This window comes from Brevundimonas sp. NPDC007368, from assembly GCF_042869015.1.
Classification (GTDB): Bacteria; Pseudomonadota; Alphaproteobacteria; order Caulobacterales; family Caulobacteraceae; genus Brevundimonas.
In genome coordinates this window covers 35,304-49,845 of record NZ_JBIAFA010000007.1, presented here as the reverse complement: position 1 = coordinate 49,845, position 14,542 = coordinate 35,304, and the positions used below count along the sequence as shown (strand labels likewise).

Sequence of the window (14,542 nt, the reverse complement as noted above, 5' to 3'; positions counted from 1 at the left end):
TTAGCCTTGGCGACCGGATTCCTCGCGGTCAAGATAGCGATGTGGGGCTGAAACTCGCTGGACGTTGAAATAGCTGTTGGCTAAAACAGTTTTTTTTGGAGACGGACTTGGCCGACGGTGTCGCAGGATCAGAGGGGCGTACCGAGCGCGGTCTGACTTATCCATCGGGGCCGCCGCCCGAGGCTGGTCACGCGGTCGAGGTCGCGCCGGGCGTGCTGTGGCTGCGTTTGCCGCTGCCGATGACGCTCAACCACATCAACGTCTACGCCCTGGCCGACGGCGACGGCTGGACTCTGGTCGATACGGGGCTGAAGACCACCGCCTCGCGCGAGGCCTGGGAGGAGGCGTTTGCGGGGCCGTTGGGCGACAAGCCGGTCAAGCGTATCATCTGCACCCATATGCACCCTGACCACATCGGCCTGGCAGGCTGGCTGTGTGAACGGTTTAACGCACCGCTGTTGATGTCGCGGCTGGAGTACGTGACGGCGCGGATGCTGATCGCCGACGAAGGGCGTCCCGCGCCTGACGAGGGCGCGGTCTTCTATCGCGCCGCCGGCTGGAACGACGAGCAGATCGCGCGCTGGCGCACAGGCTACGGCGGGTTCGGCAAGGCGGTGGCGGCCATGCCTTCGGCCTATCTTCGGCTCAGCGAAGGCGATGTGGTGCGCATCGGCGACCAGGAATGGCGCGTGGTGATTGGGGAGGGGCACTGTCCCGAACATGTCTGTCTGTGGCGCGAGCGCGACGGCGTGCTTCTGTCGGGCGACCAGATCCTGCCGCGCATTTCCTCGAACGTCTCCGTCTGGCCGACCGAGCCGGAGGGCGATCCCCTCGGCGAATGGCTGCGGTCCCTGGCGGCGCTGAAGGCGCGGTTGCCCGGCGACCTGTTCGTCCTGCCGTCGCACGGCGAGCCCTTCTATGGCGTCACCACGCGGCTGGAGGCCCTGATCCGGGGGCATGAGGTGGCGCTGAAACGACTGGAGCGAACACTGAGGACGCCCTCGCGCGCCGTGGATGTGTTTCCGGCCTTGTTCGCACGCCCGGTGGGCGACGAGGTGCTGAGCATGGCGACGGGCGAGGCGATCGCGCACTTGAACTATCTGGTCCGCGAGGGGCGGGCCCGGCGCAGCCGCGATGAAGCGGGCGTCGATTGGTGGATGCTGACGGAGGCTGGACAATGAGCGAGCACATCAAACTCGAACGGGACGGCGGCGTCCTGACGGTCGCCTTCGACCGAGCAGACAAGAAGAACGCCATCACCCAGGCCATGTATTCTGCTCTGGCCGAGGCCGTCGAAGGCGCCAAGACCGACGACGCCGTGCGCGTCGTCCTGTTCCGCAGCGAGGGCGACTCCTTCTCAGCCGGCAACGACATCGCCGACTTCATCGCCCTCGGCTCTCAGAGCAGCGGTGATCTGGTCGAGATGGGCGTGTTCCGTTTCCTCAAGGCCTTGGCGGATCTGGACAAGCCTGCCGTGGCGGCGGTTCGCGGGCGCGCCGTGGGCATCGGCCTGACCTTGCTGCTCCATTGTGACATGGTGGTGGTGGCCGAGGACGCCCTGCTTTCTGTTCCCTTCGTCAATCTGGCCCTGGCCCCCGAGGCAGCGTCGTCTCTGCTGTTACCGGCGACCATCGGCCATCAACGCGCGTTCGAGCTGTTCGCCTTGGGCGAGGCCATCGACGGCAAGACGGCTCTGGCCTGGGGCATCGCCAATCGGGCGGTTCCGGCCGATCAGGTCGATGCCACGGCGCGCGAACTGGCTGGCAAGCTGGCGGCGCGAGCGCCCAACTCGATCCGCAAGACCAAGGTCCTGATGCGCGATGCGGAGGCCCTGTGGAACCTTATGCAACGTGAGGCCCAGGCCTTCGGCTCGCAGATGCGCAGCCCCGAGGCGATGGAGGCCTTCATGGCCTTCAGCCAGAAACGCGCCCCGGATTTCTCGAAAGCCGGCTGAATTCTCGCAAACGCGATTGATTCGAGGGGGCAGGGGGTCTAGGCGCCGCGCATGAACGCCGTCGCCGCCCCCGTGTCCGTCGAACCCGCAACGCCCGTCCGCATCGTGCGAGAACGATCGGGTGATGCGGCGGCCGTCGACGCCCTGGTGCTGGCGGCCTTCGGTCCCGGCCGGTTCGCCAAGACGGCGGAGCGGCTGCGGGAAGTCGCGGCTCTGGCCGCGGGCTTTTCGGCCTTTGAGGGCGAACGGCTGATCGGCTCGGTGCGGCTGTGGTCGATCTCGGTCGGCGTGGCGCGTTCGGTGTTTCTGGGTCCCATCGCCGTGGACGCCTCCAGCCGCCGCGGCGGACTGGGCGCCGAACTGGTGCAGGCCTGCATCGTCGAGGCCAGGGCAATGAAGCTGGACGGTGTGCTGTTGATCGGTGATCCACCCTATTTCTCGCGCTTCGGCTTTGTCGCGGCGCCCCGGGCCGTGTTCGCTGGGCCGGTGGATCAGCGCCGGGTGATGTGGCTGCCGATCAGCGAGGTCGAGCCGGCCGGGGCGGTGCGTCCCGTCGCCTGAGGTCGGACTGACCTTCCTTTGCCGGGCGACGCGCCCCATAGTCTGGATATGACGAACCCTGCGACAAAGCCTGGCCTGTCCGGCGTCGCCGAAGCCGCGCGACAGGCGCCGGGGCACGGCCTGCCGCCGGTGCATCTGTGGCATCCCGAACATTGCGGCGACATCGATATCCTGATCCGGGCCGATGGCGTCTGGCTGCACGAGGGCTCGCCCATCGGGCGACTTGAACTGGTGCGCCTGTTCTCGACGGTGTTGCGGAAGGATCAGGACGGCTATCATCTGGTCACGCCCGCCGAAAAGCTGAAGATCAAGGTCGAGGACCTGCCGTTTCGGGCTGTGTCCGTGCAGGCGGCGAACGGCGTGTTGAGCTTCACGACCGACGTCGGCGACGTGGTCGAGGCAGGGGCGGATCATCCCCTCGTGGTCGAGACCGACGCCGAAACCGGCGAGCCGTCGCCGCGCGTTCATGTACGGGCTGATCTCTGGGCGCGGATCGCGCGGCCGGTCTTCTATGAGCTGGTCGAGGGAGCCGAGGCGGTCGACGGGCAGTTGGTGGTGCGATCCAGCGGAGAGGCCTTCGCTCTGGGAGGGCTGGAATGAGCTGCGACAGCTTGAGGAAGCGGCTGGAGGCCCGGCTGGACCCGGTGACCTCATGGACGCCCGAACGGACCGCGATCCGGTCCGATTACGACCTGAACCCTGGCGCGGAACGACCCGCGCGCGAACTGCGGCCCGCCGCTGTTCTGGTGCCGATCATCATGCATGATGACGGTCCGACAGTTCTGATGACGCGGCGTTCGGACAGCCTGGCCAGCCACACCGGCCAGATCGCCTTTCCCGGCGGACGGCTGGACCCGGGCGAGACGGCGGGGCAGGCGGCGCTGCGCGAAGCCTTCGAGGAGGTGGCGCTGGACCCCGGCGTGGTCGAACTGCTGGGGCTAGGCGATCCCTATGAGACCGGGACCGGGTTTCTGGTGACGCCGGTGGTGGGCTGGCTGACGAAACCGCCGCTGGTCACGCCTTCACCGGCTGAGGTGGCCGAGGTGTTCGAGGCGCCATGGGACTTCCTGATGGACCCGGTCAATCATCGCCGGGACTACTACGACCCGGAGGAGGGGCCGCGTCGTTGGTTCTGGGCCATGCCGTTCGAGGACCGCTATATCTGGGGCGTGACAGCGGGCATTCTGAAGGGGTTGTTCGGGCGTCTGTACGGCGACGAGGTCGAGCCCCTGTCGGCCGCGGCCGAGGACGCCGCGTGAGCCGACGACTGCAAGGACAGGACTGGCTGACGGCTCCGGCGACGCATGCGGTCATGGCGGCACTGACGGCGGCGGGCGGGGCGGACTGCGCGCGGTTTGTCGGCGGCTGCGTGCGCAACGCCCTGATCGGCGCGCCCATCGACGACATCGATATCGCCACGACCTTGACGCCCGACGCCGTGGTCGCGGCGCTGAAGGCGGCAGGATTGAGATCTGTCCCGACCGGCATCGAGCACGGCACCGTGACGGCGATCTCGGAGCATCAGCCGTTCGAGATCACCGCCCTGCGCCGCGATGTCTCGACCGACGGACGGCGCGCCACCGTGGCCTTCACGACCGACTGGGCCGAGGATGCAGGGCGGCGCGATTTCCGCCTGAACGCCCTCTATGCCGATGCGAACGGCGTCATTCTGGACCCCACGGGCCAAGGGTACGACGACGCCATGGCGGGGCGGATCGTCTTTGTCGGTGAACCCGAGGGGCGCATCCGCGAGGACTATCTGCGTATCCTGCGATTTTATCGCTTTTACGCCTGGTACGGCCGGGGCGCGCCCGATGCGGCGGCGGTGGCGGCTTGCGCGGCTCTGGCCGAGGGCGTCGAGCAGTTGTCGGCCGAGCGGGTGTCCAAGGAACTGCTGAAGTTGCTGGGGGCGCCTGATCCGCGTCCGGCTGTGCGGCTGATGGATCAAGCAAGCGTCTTGGAACGTGTGTTACGCCAACCTGTCGAGCTGGCGCTGTTCGAGGCGATGACAGAGCTGAGCGGCGACGCGGTATTGCGGCTGTCGGCCCTGTTGCCGAATGATCCCGCGCGGGTGGCCGAGATTGCTCGCGCTCTGCGCCTGTCCAACGCCCAGCGCGACCGGCTGGTCGAGGCGGTCAGTGGCGAGGCGACGACGCGCCTGACGGACCCGCAGGCGCGGGCGCTGATCTATCGCGACGGGCGTCAGGCCTTCGAGGACCGCGTTATGCGGGCCTGGGCGTCGGGCGGCGATCCTGACGGCACGCGGCGGCTGCTGGCTTTGGCGCGGGGCTGGGCGCGGCCGTCTCTGCCGGTGGGCGGGCGTGATCTGGCGCGGCTAGGCTTAAAGCCGGGGCCAGAGACTGGGCGGGTGCTGAAGGCCTTCGAGGCCGGCTGGATCGCGGACGACTTCCCTGATCATGGCCACGACGACCGGCTCAGGGCGCTTCTGCCGCCAGCGTGAAACGGGTGATGACCGGACGGTGGTCCGAGCCGTTCTTGCGACCCAGCTTGCGCTCCAACAGGGCGAGGTCGGGCGAGCGCCAGACCTGATCGATAGTCATGGCGGCGCCCGCCGGCAGGGCGGAGGGCCAGGTGCCGGGCCAGCCGGGGGCGGGGATCAGGCCGGTCTCAGCCTGGACCTGACGGCCGATGCGGGCGCTGGACACGCTGTTGAAATCGCCCGCTGCGATGACCGGGCCGCTCATATCGGCACGAATGGCGGCCAGGGCCGTGGCCTGATTGATCTGCCCCCACTGATACTGGAAAGGCCAGGGACGGGTCAGGTGGGCCCCGATGATGTTGACGGGGCCTAGCGGCGTCTGGACCATAGCGGCGACCGAGACCAGGCCGTCGGGGCGGTCAGCGATGGCGGTCAGCGGATAGCGTGAGGCGATCGCGGCCCGCGCGGCTCCGCTGGGCCGGTCCACGCGGGCGTTCAGGACGCGATGCGGATAGCGCGCCAGCACCTGGTCGAGCTGAGCCGCCGGCGCGTCGCCCAACTCGACCAGGATGACGATGTCAGCATCGGACTCGGCGATGGAGCGGGTGATCGCCACGACGTCAGTATTGGGCGCCCAGAGATTGGCGGAGTAGAGCGTCAAAGTCGGCGCGCCCTCGCGCGGAAGGGCAGCGCTGCGTGGAAACCATTGGGGCCAGACGGCGAGAACCAGCAGGCCGGTGACCGCCAGCCCCGCGATCATGCCGGGTCGCAGTCGCAGCAGGGCATAGGCCAGCGTCAGAACCAGCGTCGCCCCAAGGGCCGGGGCGGGGAACTGGGCCAGCAGGTCTGTCCAGCGGTGCCCGATCCGCGTCAGGGCGGACATGGCGACGGCGGCGGGCGCGGCCATCAGGCCCAGCGCTGCCAGGTGGATCGCGGTCTTCAAAGGAGAGATCAAGCGGACTTCCTCGCGGACTGACGCGGCGGACCGCCCCCTTGGCCTATCCGACCCGAACGCGTCGTGTCGAGGGGCTTTCCTGCAAGTCCCAAGCGCGACAGCGCGCGCAATCGGACGCGCCAATGCCTTCAAATTTCTGGGTTTGCGGGGCGCCCGACGTGTTCAGCGCGCCGCAGCGACGGTCGTCAGCAGACTGATCCTCCAATCCTTGGAGATCTTCGATGAGCGACGACGTCAGCGCGCGGCTGGGCCTACCCTATCTGGCGGCAGGGCAACTGCAGAAACACGTGACCCTGAACGAGGCGTTGACGCGTCTGGACGCCCTGACCCAGACGGCGGTGGTCAGCCGCTCGACCGCCGCGCAACCGACATCGCCAGCAGATGGCGCTCTCTACATCCTGCCGCCCGGCGCGACTGGCGCGGACTGGGTCGGACGTCCGGCGGGCGCCTTGATGCGCGCCGAAGCCGGTGGCTGGCTGGCGCTCGACGCGCCCGACGGCCTGCTGGCCGTGGTGCTGGACAGCGACGAGGTGCTGGTGCGGCGCGCCGGGACCTGGGCGCCGCTGTCCGGGGCAGTCGAGCCAGTGACGGCCCTGCAGAACCTGACTCGCTTGGGTGTGAACACTGCGGCGGATGCGACCAACGTCTTCGCGGCGCGCCTGAACAAGACGCTGTGGACGGCGCTGGAGAGCGAGAGCGGCGGCGACGGCGACCTGCGCTTCACCTTCAATAAACAGGGGGCGTCGGACGTCCTGTCGTTGCTGTTCCAGAGCGGCTGGGGCGGCCGGGCCGAACTGGGCCTGATTGGCGACGACGACCTGAGGCTCAAGGTCAGCGCTGATGGTGGAACCTGGCGCGACGCCTTCTGGGTGGAGCGCGCGACCGGGCGGATGACGTTCGCGCGCGGTGCGGCCCGATGCGAGACGACGGTTCTGACGGCTACCGGGGCCTGGACGCCTCCGGCCTGGGCGCGGTGGGTCGAGGCGGTCTGCGTGGGCGGCGGGGGAGGCGGCGGTGCTGGCGCGGCGGGCGCGTTGGGCACGGCGCGCTATGGCGGCGGCGGAGGCGGAGCGGGCGGCGTCTCGGTTGCCCGCTGGCCGGTTGAGGCTCTGACGGGGGCGCTGACGGCCGTCATCGGCGGCGGCGGGGCCGGAGGCGCAACGGCAGGCGCAAACGGCGCGGCCGGGGCCAATAGCAGCCTCTCGTTGGGCGGGAACGGGCTTCTGACTGCCGAAGGCGGCAAGGGCGGTGCGGGAGGCAGCACGACGTCGGGTCTGGGCGGCGCGGGCGGGGGTGGCCTGGTTCGGTCAAACGCGGGCGGCGACTCGTCGATCGCGGCGGCGGGAGGCGGGGGGGTGGCGTCGACCCGGCCGGATGGGCCGGGAGGCGGCGGCGCCGGCGGCGGCGTCAGCACCTCGAATGCGGGAACCAGCGGCGGATCGGGCGGCGATGGCGCGATCTTGCACGTCCGCGCGGCGGGCGGGCTGGGGCGGACGACGACGGGCCTGGCGGGCCAGGCTTCGCCTCTGCCTGGCTTGTCGTGGGCTGGCGGCGGCGGCGGCGGCGGCGGCGGGGCCGTTGAACTGTTCGGGGCCGGGTCCGCCGGCGCGTCCGGGGGTCTGTACGGCGGCGGCGGCGGCGGGGGCGGCGGCGCTGTGACGACGGTCGGCACGGGCGGCGCGGGAGCAGCGGGCGTCATCTGGCTGACGGCGATCGGATGAGCGCCATGACCCGATACTTCGACCGCCTCCTCGAACCCGACCTGCTGGACGAAGAGGTCTGGGCCGCGCCCGAGCGGCTGACCCCCGATGACTGTTTTGACCAACTGGGCAGCGACTGGCGCAGGCCCGTCGCTCCCTGCGACCCGGAGGATGAAGCATGAGGGTGGCCGGTGGCAACGAGATGGGCCTGGCCGAAGGGCGCTGGCTGTGGCGGCGTCTCTATATCTTCATCGCCAGCGCAGCGCTGTGGTGGTTGCTGGCGCGGGCGGTGGGGCGGACGCCCCCCGCCGACCTGCCGCGCGTGGCGGACGGCTTGATGGGGCTGATCGCCCTGATGCTGGTCCTCTATCTCGTGGCGCCGACAGCCCAGCAGATGGTGGCCATGCTGGCCAATCTGCGGCTGAGATTGGCGGCGGGAGGCAAGGCATGAGCTTTCGCCTGTCGCAGCGTTCGCGAGCGCGGATGCGGGGTGTTCACCCGGATCTGATCGCTGTTGTCGAGGCAGCGATCCGCCGGACCGACGTGGACTTTATGGTCACGGAGGGCTTGCGCGATGCGGCCCGTCAGGCGGCCCTTGTCAGGGCGGGGGCCAGCCGCACGATCAACTCGCGCCACCTGACCGGTCACGCGGTCGACGTGGCTGCCCTGGTCGAGGGCCAGGTGCGCTGGGATTGGCCGCTGTATGGCCGTATCGCCGAGGCCTTCAAGGCGGCGGCGCGCGATCTGCGCATTCCGCTCACTTGAGGCGGCGACTGGACCCGGCTGCGGGACGGCCCGCACTTCGAACTGGACCGGAGGGCCTATCCATGAGGGTGCGGGACTTGATGCGGACGCTGACGCCATTGGGCTGGCTGGCCTTGGCGGGAGCGGCAGCGGTGCTGTTGACGATCACCGGGCGGGGGCTGGGGCTGAGATGGGATCCGTTCAACCTGCAGCAGCGGCGGCTGGAAGTCGTGGAGGCGCGCGCGACCCAGGCCGCGAAGGATGTCGAGGCCCGTCGCCTCGAGGCCGAGGGCAGGGCGGGGCAGACGGCGCGTCTCGACATCTATCACCGACAAACCTTGGCCGTGGAACGGGCGACCGTCGCGGCCGTCACCCAGGCGAGGAGCGCCGAGGATGCGAATGACCTGCTGGACCCTGTGCGGTCTGATCGCCTGCGGGCTCATGACCGCGAACTGTGCCGGCTTGCCCCCGATCTCGACGGTTGCGCCGCCTCGCCTGGTCCTGCCTGAGACGGCGACGCGCCCCTGCGCACTGGCGACCCTGCCTGAAGCGCCCAGTCTGGCAGATCTGGAGGCGGCCTATCTGATGCGCGGGGCCCAGATCCTCGCCTGTGACGGCGCGCGGCGGCTGGCGGCCGAGACCCTGATGGCCGAGCGGGCGATGCAGGACCGGTGGGCCGGGGCGGGAAAGGGCTGGAAGAAACGGCCCAAACCCGGCTGATGCAGCGCTTTTTGCCGGGTAACCCGGAAAAATCTGCCGGTCATTATCGTTGGGCGGCAAAATATGCCGGGCTGAAAACGTGGTTTACCAAAACTAACGTATAAAAATCAGTAGCTTGAAAATCGAAGGGGTGTCGTCGCTTCTGGCCCTGTCCTTGCTGAGTGTCTTCCCGAGCAGAAAGCTCCCGGCAGCCAAAATGGCGTCGGACATGTCGAAGACACAAGGGCAGCCAAAATGGCTAACAGCATCAATACGAATGCCGGGGCTCTCGTCGCCCTGCAAAATCTCAACGCGACCAGCCGTGACCTCAACGTCACGCAAAACCGCGTGAACACAGGCCTGAAGGTTTCCTCGGCCAAGGACAACGGCGCGATCTTCGCGATCGCCACCAATCAGCGCGCCGAGATGGGCGCATTGGACGCCGTCAAGAATTCCATGCAGCGCGGCCAGTCGATCGTCGATGTGGCCCTGGCCGCCGGCGAGACCGTGGTCAAGGCTCTGGAAGAGCAGAAGAGCCTGGCGGTCGCCATTTCGAACGCCACGGGCGACGCCCTGAAGGCCTACGTCACCGACTACAACGCCCTGGGCGCCGAGATCACCAAGGCCCTGGCTGGCGCCACCTTCGACGGCGTGAACCTGTGGACCGACACCACGGCCGCCGGCGCCACCATCAGCGTCAAAACCGGCACGGGTACGACCGACAACTTCGTGCTGAAGGGCGGCGCGGCCGCCACGACCGCTACGGCTCCGGCCAGCGCCACCGCCCTGGTCATCTCCAACTACACGACGCCCAGCGCCGCCGACATCACGGCCATGCAGGGCCTGACCACCGTCGTCACTGGCTCGATCACCTCCTTCACCAGCGAACTGGGCGCCATGGGCACCAAGTCGAAGTCGCTCGAGCGTTCGCTGATCTTCACCAACAAGATCCAGGACGCGGTCGAGGTCGGCATCGGCAACCTGGTCGACGCTGACCTGGCCAAGGAAAGCGCCAAGCTGACGGCCCTGCAGACCAAGCAACAACTCGGCGTCCAGGCGCTGGGCATCGCCAACCAGTCCAGCTCGATCCTGCTGGGTCTGTTCCGCAGCTAAGAATTGGAAGCGGGCCTTCAAGGTCCGTCTCCCGATACCTCACTACCCACCGAGCAGAATGCTCCCGGCAGTCAAAACGACGTCGGAAATGTCTGAAGACTAAGGAATTACCAGTATGGCTAACAGCATCAACACCAACGCCGGCGCTCTCGTTGCCCTGCAAAACCTGAACAACACGAGCCGTGATCTGTCGATCACCCAAAACCGTGTGAACACCGGCATGAAGGTTTCTTCGGCCAAGGATAATGGCGCCATCTTCGCCATCGCCACCAACCAGCGCGCCGAAATGGGCGCCCTGGACGCCGTCAAGCAGTCGATGCAGCGCGGCCAATCGATCGTCGACGTGGCCCTGGCCGCCGGCGAAACCATCACCAAGGCGCTTGAAGAGCAGAAGAGCCTGGCGGTGGCGATTGAATCCTCGGTCGCCGGTTCGGCGGCTGAGACGGCCTACCTGGCCGACTTCAACGCCCTCGGCAATGAAATCACCAAGGCTCTGGCGGGCGCCACCTTCGACGGCGTGAACCTGTATTCGGCCGCCGCGGCGGACGTCGAGGTCAAGACGGGCACCGGCGCAACGGACAAGTTCGTCCTGAAGGCCACCGGCGGGGCTACGGCCGTGGCCACTGCCGGCGGCGCGATCCTTCGTGCGGGCGCCACGGCCACGGCTGTGGACACGGCGCTGAAGGCCTTCACGGCCGAGCTGGGCGCCTTGGGCACCAAGTCCAAGTCGCTAGAACGCTCGCTGACCTTCACCGGCAAGATTCAGGACTCGATCGAAGTCGGCATCGGCAATCTGGTCGACGCGGATCTGGCCAAGGAAAGCGCCAAGCTGACGGCGCTGCAGACGAAACAACAACTCGGCGTCCAGGCGCTGGGCATCGCGAACCAGTCCAGCTCCGTGCTGCTGGGCCTGTTCCGATAAACAAGATTGAAAGCGGGCCTGCGGGCCCGTTTTTGATGAAGGAGACTACCCCGAGCAGAACGCTCACGACGTCAAAATGACGTTGAAAATGTCAAAGACAAAGGAAAGCCAAAATGGCTAACAGCATCAACACTAATGCAGGCGCACTGATTGCTCTGCAGAACCTCAACAACACGAGCCGTGATCTGTCGATCACGCAGAACCGTGTGAACACCGGCCAGAAGGTGTCGTCCGCCAAGGACAATGGCGCCATCTTCGCCATCGCCACCAACCAGCGCGCCGAAATGGGCGCTCTGGACGCTGTGAAGAACTCGATGCAGCGCGGTCAATCCATCGTCGACGTGGCCCTGGCCGCTGGCGAGACCGTGGTCAAGGCGCTGGAAGAACAGAAGAGCTTGGCGGTGGCGATCTCCAACGCGACCGGCGACGCTCTGAAGGCCTATGTGACCGATTACAACGCCCTGGGCGCTGAAATCACCAAAGCCCTGACCGGCGCCACTTTCGACGGCGTGAACCTGTTCACGGACACGACCGCCGCTGGCGCGCCTATCAGCGTCAAGACCGGCACGGGCGCCACCGACAGCTTCAACCTGAAGGGCGGCGTGGCTGCGTCCACCGCAACGACCGTGGCCAGCGCCACGGCTGTTACCGTGGCCGACTACAACGCGCCGACCGCCGGCGAGAAGACGACCCTGACCGGTCTGACCGGCGTGGTGGACGGGGCCATCAAGGCCTTCACCGCCGAACTGGGCGCCCTGGGCACCAAGTCCAAGTCGCTGGAGCGTTCGCTGACCTTCACCAGCAAGATGCAAGACGCCCTTGAAGTGGGCGTCGGCAACCTGGTGGACGCCGATCTGGCCAAGGAAAGCGCTCGCCTGACCGCCCTGCAAACCAAGCAACAGCTGGGCGTGCAGGCGCTGTCGATCGCGAACCAGTCGAGCTCGGTTCTGCTCGGCCTGTTCCGCTAACCGAATTGAGGGCGGGGCTGCGGCCCCGTCCTTGATGAGACCACCCCGAGCAGAATGCTCCCGACCGCCAAAACGGCGTCGGAAATGTCAAAGACAAAGAAGGAAAAGCTAAAATGGCTAACAGCATCAACACCAACGCAGGCGCCCTGGTTGCTCTGCAAAACCTCAACAACACGAGCCGCGATCTTGCGGTCACGCAAAATCGTGTGAACACCGGCCAGAAGGTGTCGTCCGCCAAGGACAACGGCGCCATCTTCGCCATCGCCACCAACCAGCGCGCCGAAATGGGCGCCCTGGACGCTGTGAAGCAGTCGATGCAACGCGGTCAATCGATCGTCGACGTGGCCCTGGCCGCCGGCGAAACCATCACCAAGGCGCTTGAAGAGCAAAAGAGCCTGGCGGTGGCGATTGAATCCTCGGTCGCCGGTTCGGCTGCCGAAACGGCCTACCTGGCTGACTTCAACGCCCTGGGCAATGAAATCACCAAGGCTCTGGGCGGCGCCACCTTCGACGGCGTCAACCTGTTCTCGGCGACGACGGCTGACGCCATCTCCGTCAAGACGGGTACGGGCTCTGGCGATGTCTTCACGCTTAAGGCGGCTTCGACCGCAGCTACGGCGGTGGCGACGGCTGGCGGCGCGATCCTTCGCGCTGGCGCTACGGCTGCGGCCGTGGACACGGCTCTGAAGGGCTTCACGGCTGAACTGGGCGCCCTGGGCACCAAGTCCAAGTCGCTGGAGCGCTCGCTCAGCTTCACCAGCAAGATGCAGGACGCGCTTGAAGTCGGCGTCGGCAACCTGGTGGACGCCGATCTGGCCAAGGAAAGCGCCAAGCTGACCGCCCTGCAAACCAAGCAACAGTTGGGCGTGCAGGCGTTGTCGATCGCGAACCAGTCGAGCTCTGTTTTGCTCGGCCTGTTCCGTTAACAAAGTGGTCGGGGGCGGGTCTTCGGGCCCGCCTCCGTTCGCACATCAGGAGACAGGAGGCGCGGCGTCGCCGCGTTAAGGGGAAATGGCAGATAATGTCGCAAGACTGCCGAACGTGACCCTCGTTCAGCCTGACGCCTATGGTCAGGGCGTCGAGGCGCAGCCGAAACCGGTGCGGGACGAACCCGACGCCGGCCGCTATCGCCTGACGATCGAGGAGGGGCCGAACGGCTTTGTTTACAAGACCTTGGATCGCGTCACCGGCGAAGTCATCCGCCAGTTGCCGCGCGAAGAGGTGATGAAGATGAGCGCCAGTCCGGCCTACGGGGCAGGCGGAGTGATCAAGACCAAGGTCTGATCCTCGACAGTAGCTTGGAACCGCAGCGCCGCCGGCTCGCCGGACGGCGCCGCGTTCGTTTCCACGCCGTTAACCATACGCTCAGGAATCAGTTTCATTCTGCACGTCAGAATTTGAACTGGGGCTAGAAGCCATGACCAACAGCGTTCTCACCAATGCGTCCGCGCTCATAGCGCTCCAGAACCTCAATTCGACGAACAACAAGCTGGCCGCGACCCAGAGCCGCGTGAACACCGGCCTGAAGGTGCAGGGCGCCAAGGACAACGCCGCCACCTGGGCTATCGCCCAGAACCAGCGAGCGGACACCGGTGCTCTGGAATCGGTCAAGACCAGCATGAACCGCGCGACGTCTCTGGCCGACGTGTCATTGGCGGCCGGCGCGCAGATTTCGGACCTGCTGATCGAACTGCGCGAAAAGGCGACGGCCGCCGCCGATCCCTCGGCGACGACCGCGTCGCGCAAGGCCTACAACGATGAGTTCCAGTCGCTGTTGAAGTCGCTGGACTCCTTCGCCAAGAACGCCACCTTCGACGGCGAGAACATCCTGAATGGCACGGCCACGACGGCCCTGGACTTCCTGGCCAACGTCGGCGCCACCGAAACCATCTCGATGAACCGCCAGGACCTGTCGCTGAACGGTGTCGGCCTGCAACTGCCGGCGCGCGCGGCCAGCGCCGGTCCGCCGGTCGTGACGGCGCGTCCCGCCGGCCCGCCGCTGCTGGACACGCTGGAAAACGCGCAGGAAGCCTTCACCGCTGTCGTGTCCGCCCTGGACGACGCCAACGCCAAGCTGGCTGAGCTGGGCGCACAGTCCAAGCAGATCGAGAAGCACAACATCTTCGTCGGCAAGCTGATGGACTCGTTGGAAGTCGGCATCGGCAACCTGGTCGATGCGGACATGGCCAAGGAAAGCGCCCGCTTGCAGGCGCTTCAGGTCCAGCAGCAGTTGGGCGCGCAAGCCCTGTCGATCGCCAACCAGGCGCCGCAGATCATCCTGTCCCTGTTCAAGGGTTGATCTATCTGAAATAGCGAGGCGCGCCGTGGCCGAGTGAAATCGGCGGCGGCTTGCGCCTGCTTGGGCGCGGGGTCAGCCCGTAAAGGCTGGCCAACTTCATGAGCAACCAACGCACATAAGCCATAGGGCGAAATCCCTGACCGGTGACCGGAGCTTGACTGTCGCCTAACGTGAACCAGCCTTGGCT

At 67.1% G+C, this 14,542-nt stretch carries 19 protein-coding genes; 18 read left to right on the top strand and 1 reads right to left on the bottom strand.

The features are described 5' to 3' along the window. The first annotated feature begins 107 nt into the window (after positions 1 to 107). The 6 genes from ACFYLW_RS15270 to ACFYLW_RS15245 are packed head-to-tail and all read left to right on the top strand — an operon-like array spanning position 108 to position 4,976. Positions 108 to 1,181: an MBL fold metallo-hydrolase gene (locus tag ACFYLW_RS15270; protein WP_312065128.1), complete on the top strand. Its 1,074-nt coding sequence runs from the start codon at positions 108 to 110 to the stop codon at positions 1,179 to 1,181. Further along, entirely contained in the window at positions 1,178 to 1,954 is a 777-nt protein-coding gene (locus tag ACFYLW_RS15265; RefSeq protein WP_312065127.1) for an enoyl-CoA hydratase, read from the top strand. The genes ACFYLW_RS15270 and ACFYLW_RS15265 overlap by 4 nt, the downstream gene beginning before the upstream one ends. A 51-nt stretch (positions 1,955 to 2,005) precedes the next feature. Next, positions 2,006 to 2,515: an N-acetyltransferase gene (locus ACFYLW_RS15260; RefSeq protein ID WP_312065126.1), complete on the top strand. Its 510-nt coding sequence runs from the start codon at positions 2,006 to 2,008 to the stop codon at positions 2,513 to 2,515. A 48-nt stretch (positions 2,516 to 2,563) separates the two neighbouring features. Continuing rightward, positions 2,564 to 3,115: a DUF1285 domain-containing protein gene (locus ACFYLW_RS15255; protein ID WP_312065125.1), complete on the top strand. Its 552-nt coding sequence runs from the start codon at positions 2,564 to 2,566 to the stop codon at positions 3,113 to 3,115. After that, on the top strand, positions 3,112 to 3,774 hold the full coding sequence (locus tag ACFYLW_RS15250; protein ID WP_312065124.1) for a CoA pyrophosphatase: 663 nt from the start codon (positions 3,112 to 3,114) through the stop codon (positions 3,772 to 3,774). Before ACFYLW_RS15255 ends, ACFYLW_RS15250 begins: the two co-directional genes overlap by 4 nt. Next, positions 3,771 to 4,976 carry a CCA tRNA nucleotidyltransferase gene (locus ACFYLW_RS15245; protein ID WP_312065123.1) on the top strand — a complete coding sequence of 402 codons (1,206 nt, stop codon included), beginning with the start codon at positions 3,771 to 3,773 and terminating at the stop codon, positions 4,974 to 4,976. The genes ACFYLW_RS15250 and ACFYLW_RS15245 overlap by 4 nt, the downstream gene beginning before the upstream one ends. On the opposite strand, the gene ACFYLW_RS15240 is transcribed toward ACFYLW_RS15245, so the two are convergent. After that, the gene (locus tag ACFYLW_RS15240) at positions 4,951 to 5,910 is read right to left on the bottom strand and encodes an endonuclease/exonuclease/phosphatase family protein (RefSeq protein ID WP_312065122.1); all 960 of its coding nucleotides are present in this window, start codon (positions 5,908 to 5,910) and stop codon (positions 4,951 to 4,953) included. The two genes, ACFYLW_RS15245 and ACFYLW_RS15240, sit on opposite strands and share 26 nt — an antisense overlap. A 221-nt stretch (positions 5,911 to 6,131) precedes the next feature. Here ACFYLW_RS15240 and ACFYLW_RS15235 point away from each other — a divergent pair, with 221 nt between their 5' ends. The 12 genes from ACFYLW_RS15235 to ACFYLW_RS15180 all read left to right on the top strand — a co-directional run bounded on the left by ACFYLW_RS15235 (position 6,132) and on the right by ACFYLW_RS15180 (position 14,355). Further along, positions 6,132 to 7,631 carry a DUF2793 domain-containing protein gene (locus ACFYLW_RS15235; protein ID WP_313472554.1) on the top strand — a complete coding sequence of 500 codons (1,500 nt, stop codon included), beginning with the start codon at positions 6,132 to 6,134 and terminating at the stop codon, positions 7,629 to 7,631. Between the two features lie 5 nt (positions 7,632 to 7,636). Beyond that, positions 7,637 to 7,792: a hypothetical protein gene (locus tag ACFYLW_RS15230; protein WP_292081763.1), complete on the top strand. Its 156-nt coding sequence runs from the start codon at positions 7,637 to 7,639 to the stop codon at positions 7,790 to 7,792. Then, positions 7,789 to 8,061, top strand: a complete 273-nt coding sequence (locus ACFYLW_RS15225) for a hypothetical protein (RefSeq protein WP_312066116.1) — start codon at positions 7,789 to 7,791, stop codon at positions 8,059 to 8,061. The genes ACFYLW_RS15230 and ACFYLW_RS15225 overlap by 4 nt, the downstream gene beginning before the upstream one ends. Then, entirely contained in the window at positions 8,058 to 8,375 is a 318-nt protein-coding gene (locus ACFYLW_RS15220; RefSeq protein WP_312066117.1) for a M15 family metallopeptidase, read from the top strand. Before ACFYLW_RS15225 ends, ACFYLW_RS15220 begins: the two co-directional genes overlap by 4 nt. A gap of 62 nt (positions 8,376 to 8,437) precedes the next feature. Then, positions 8,438 to 8,863: a hypothetical protein gene (locus ACFYLW_RS15215; protein ID WP_312066118.1), complete on the top strand. Its 426-nt coding sequence runs from the start codon at positions 8,438 to 8,440 to the stop codon at positions 8,861 to 8,863. Beyond that, entirely contained in the window at positions 8,817 to 9,074 is a 258-nt protein-coding gene (locus ACFYLW_RS15210) for a hypothetical protein (RefSeq protein WP_312066119.1), read from the top strand. Before ACFYLW_RS15215 ends, ACFYLW_RS15210 begins: the two co-directional genes overlap by 47 nt. Positions 9,075 to 9,308: 234 nt before the next feature. Further along, the gene (locus ACFYLW_RS15205; protein WP_312066120.1) at positions 9,309 to 10,166 is read left to right on the top strand and encodes a flagellin; all 858 of its coding nucleotides are present in this window, start codon (positions 9,309 to 9,311) and stop codon (positions 10,164 to 10,166) included. A gap of 115 nt (positions 10,167 to 10,281) precedes the next feature. After that, on the top strand, positions 10,282 to 11,088 hold the full coding sequence (locus ACFYLW_RS15200) for a flagellin (protein WP_312066122.1): 807 nt from the start codon (positions 10,282 to 10,284) through the stop codon (positions 11,086 to 11,088). A 113-nt stretch (positions 11,089 to 11,201) separates the two neighbouring features. Beyond that, the gene (locus tag ACFYLW_RS15195; protein WP_312066124.1) at positions 11,202 to 12,056 is read left to right on the top strand and encodes a flagellin; all 855 of its coding nucleotides are present in this window, start codon (positions 11,202 to 11,204) and stop codon (positions 12,054 to 12,056) included. Positions 12,057 to 12,169: 113 nt separating this feature from the next. After that, positions 12,170 to 12,982, top strand: coding sequence for a flagellin (locus tag ACFYLW_RS15190; protein WP_312066125.1), 813 nt, complete (start codon positions 12,170 to 12,172; stop codon positions 12,980 to 12,982). Between the two features lie 115 nt (positions 12,983 to 13,097). Next, positions 13,098 to 13,340 carry a flagellar protein FlaG gene (locus ACFYLW_RS15185; RefSeq protein WP_292084606.1) on the top strand — a complete coding sequence of 81 codons (243 nt, stop codon included), beginning with the start codon at positions 13,098 to 13,100 and terminating at the stop codon, positions 13,338 to 13,340. A gap of 133 nt (positions 13,341 to 13,473) precedes the next feature. After that, positions 13,474 to 14,355 (top strand): flagellin, encoded by an 882-nt coding sequence (locus ACFYLW_RS15180; protein ID WP_292084605.1) that lies wholly within the window; start codon positions 13,474 to 13,476, stop codon positions 14,353 to 14,355. Positions 14,356 to 14,542: the final 187 nt, after the last annotated feature.

Coding starts and splice junctions, on each gene's coding strand:
- ACFYLW_RS15265 (WP_312065127.1), top strand. CDS start 1,178: ATGAGCGAGCACATCAAACTCGAACGGGACGGCGGCGTCCTGACGGTC.
- ACFYLW_RS15260 (WP_312065126.1), top strand. CDS start 2,006: ATGAACGCCGTCGCCGCCCCCGTGTCCGTCGAACCCGCAACGCCCGTC.
- ACFYLW_RS15255 (WP_312065125.1), top strand. CDS start 2,564: ATGACGAACCCTGCGACAAAGCCTGGCCTGTCCGGCGTCGCCGAAGCC.
- ACFYLW_RS15250 (WP_312065124.1), top strand. CDS start 3,112: ATGAGCTGCGACAGCTTGAGGAAGCGGCTGGAGGCCCGGCTGGACCCG.
- ACFYLW_RS15235 (WP_313472554.1), top strand. CDS start 6,132: ATGAGCGACGACGTCAGCGCGCGGCTGGGCCTACCCTATCTGGCGGCA.
- ACFYLW_RS15230 (WP_292081763.1), top strand. CDS start 7,637: ATGACCCGATACTTCGACCGCCTCCTCGAACCCGACCTGCTGGACGAA.
- ACFYLW_RS15225 (WP_312066116.1), top strand. CDS start 7,789: ATGAGGGTGGCCGGTGGCAACGAGATGGGCCTGGCCGAAGGGCGCTGG.
- ACFYLW_RS15220 (WP_312066117.1), top strand. CDS start 8,058: ATGAGCTTTCGCCTGTCGCAGCGTTCGCGAGCGCGGATGCGGGGTGTT.
- ACFYLW_RS15215 (WP_312066118.1), top strand. CDS start 8,438: ATGAGGGTGCGGGACTTGATGCGGACGCTGACGCCATTGGGCTGGCTG.
- ACFYLW_RS15205 (WP_312066120.1), top strand. CDS start 9,309: ATGGCTAACAGCATCAATACGAATGCCGGGGCTCTCGTCGCCCTGCAA.
- ACFYLW_RS15200 (WP_312066122.1), top strand. CDS start 10,282: ATGGCTAACAGCATCAACACCAACGCCGGCGCTCTCGTTGCCCTGCAA.
- ACFYLW_RS15195 (WP_312066124.1), top strand. CDS start 11,202: ATGGCTAACAGCATCAACACTAATGCAGGCGCACTGATTGCTCTGCAG.
- ACFYLW_RS15190 (WP_312066125.1), top strand. CDS start 12,170: ATGGCTAACAGCATCAACACCAACGCAGGCGCCCTGGTTGCTCTGCAA.
- ACFYLW_RS15180 (WP_292084605.1), top strand. CDS start 13,474: ATGACCAACAGCGTTCTCACCAATGCGTCCGCGCTCATAGCGCTCCAG.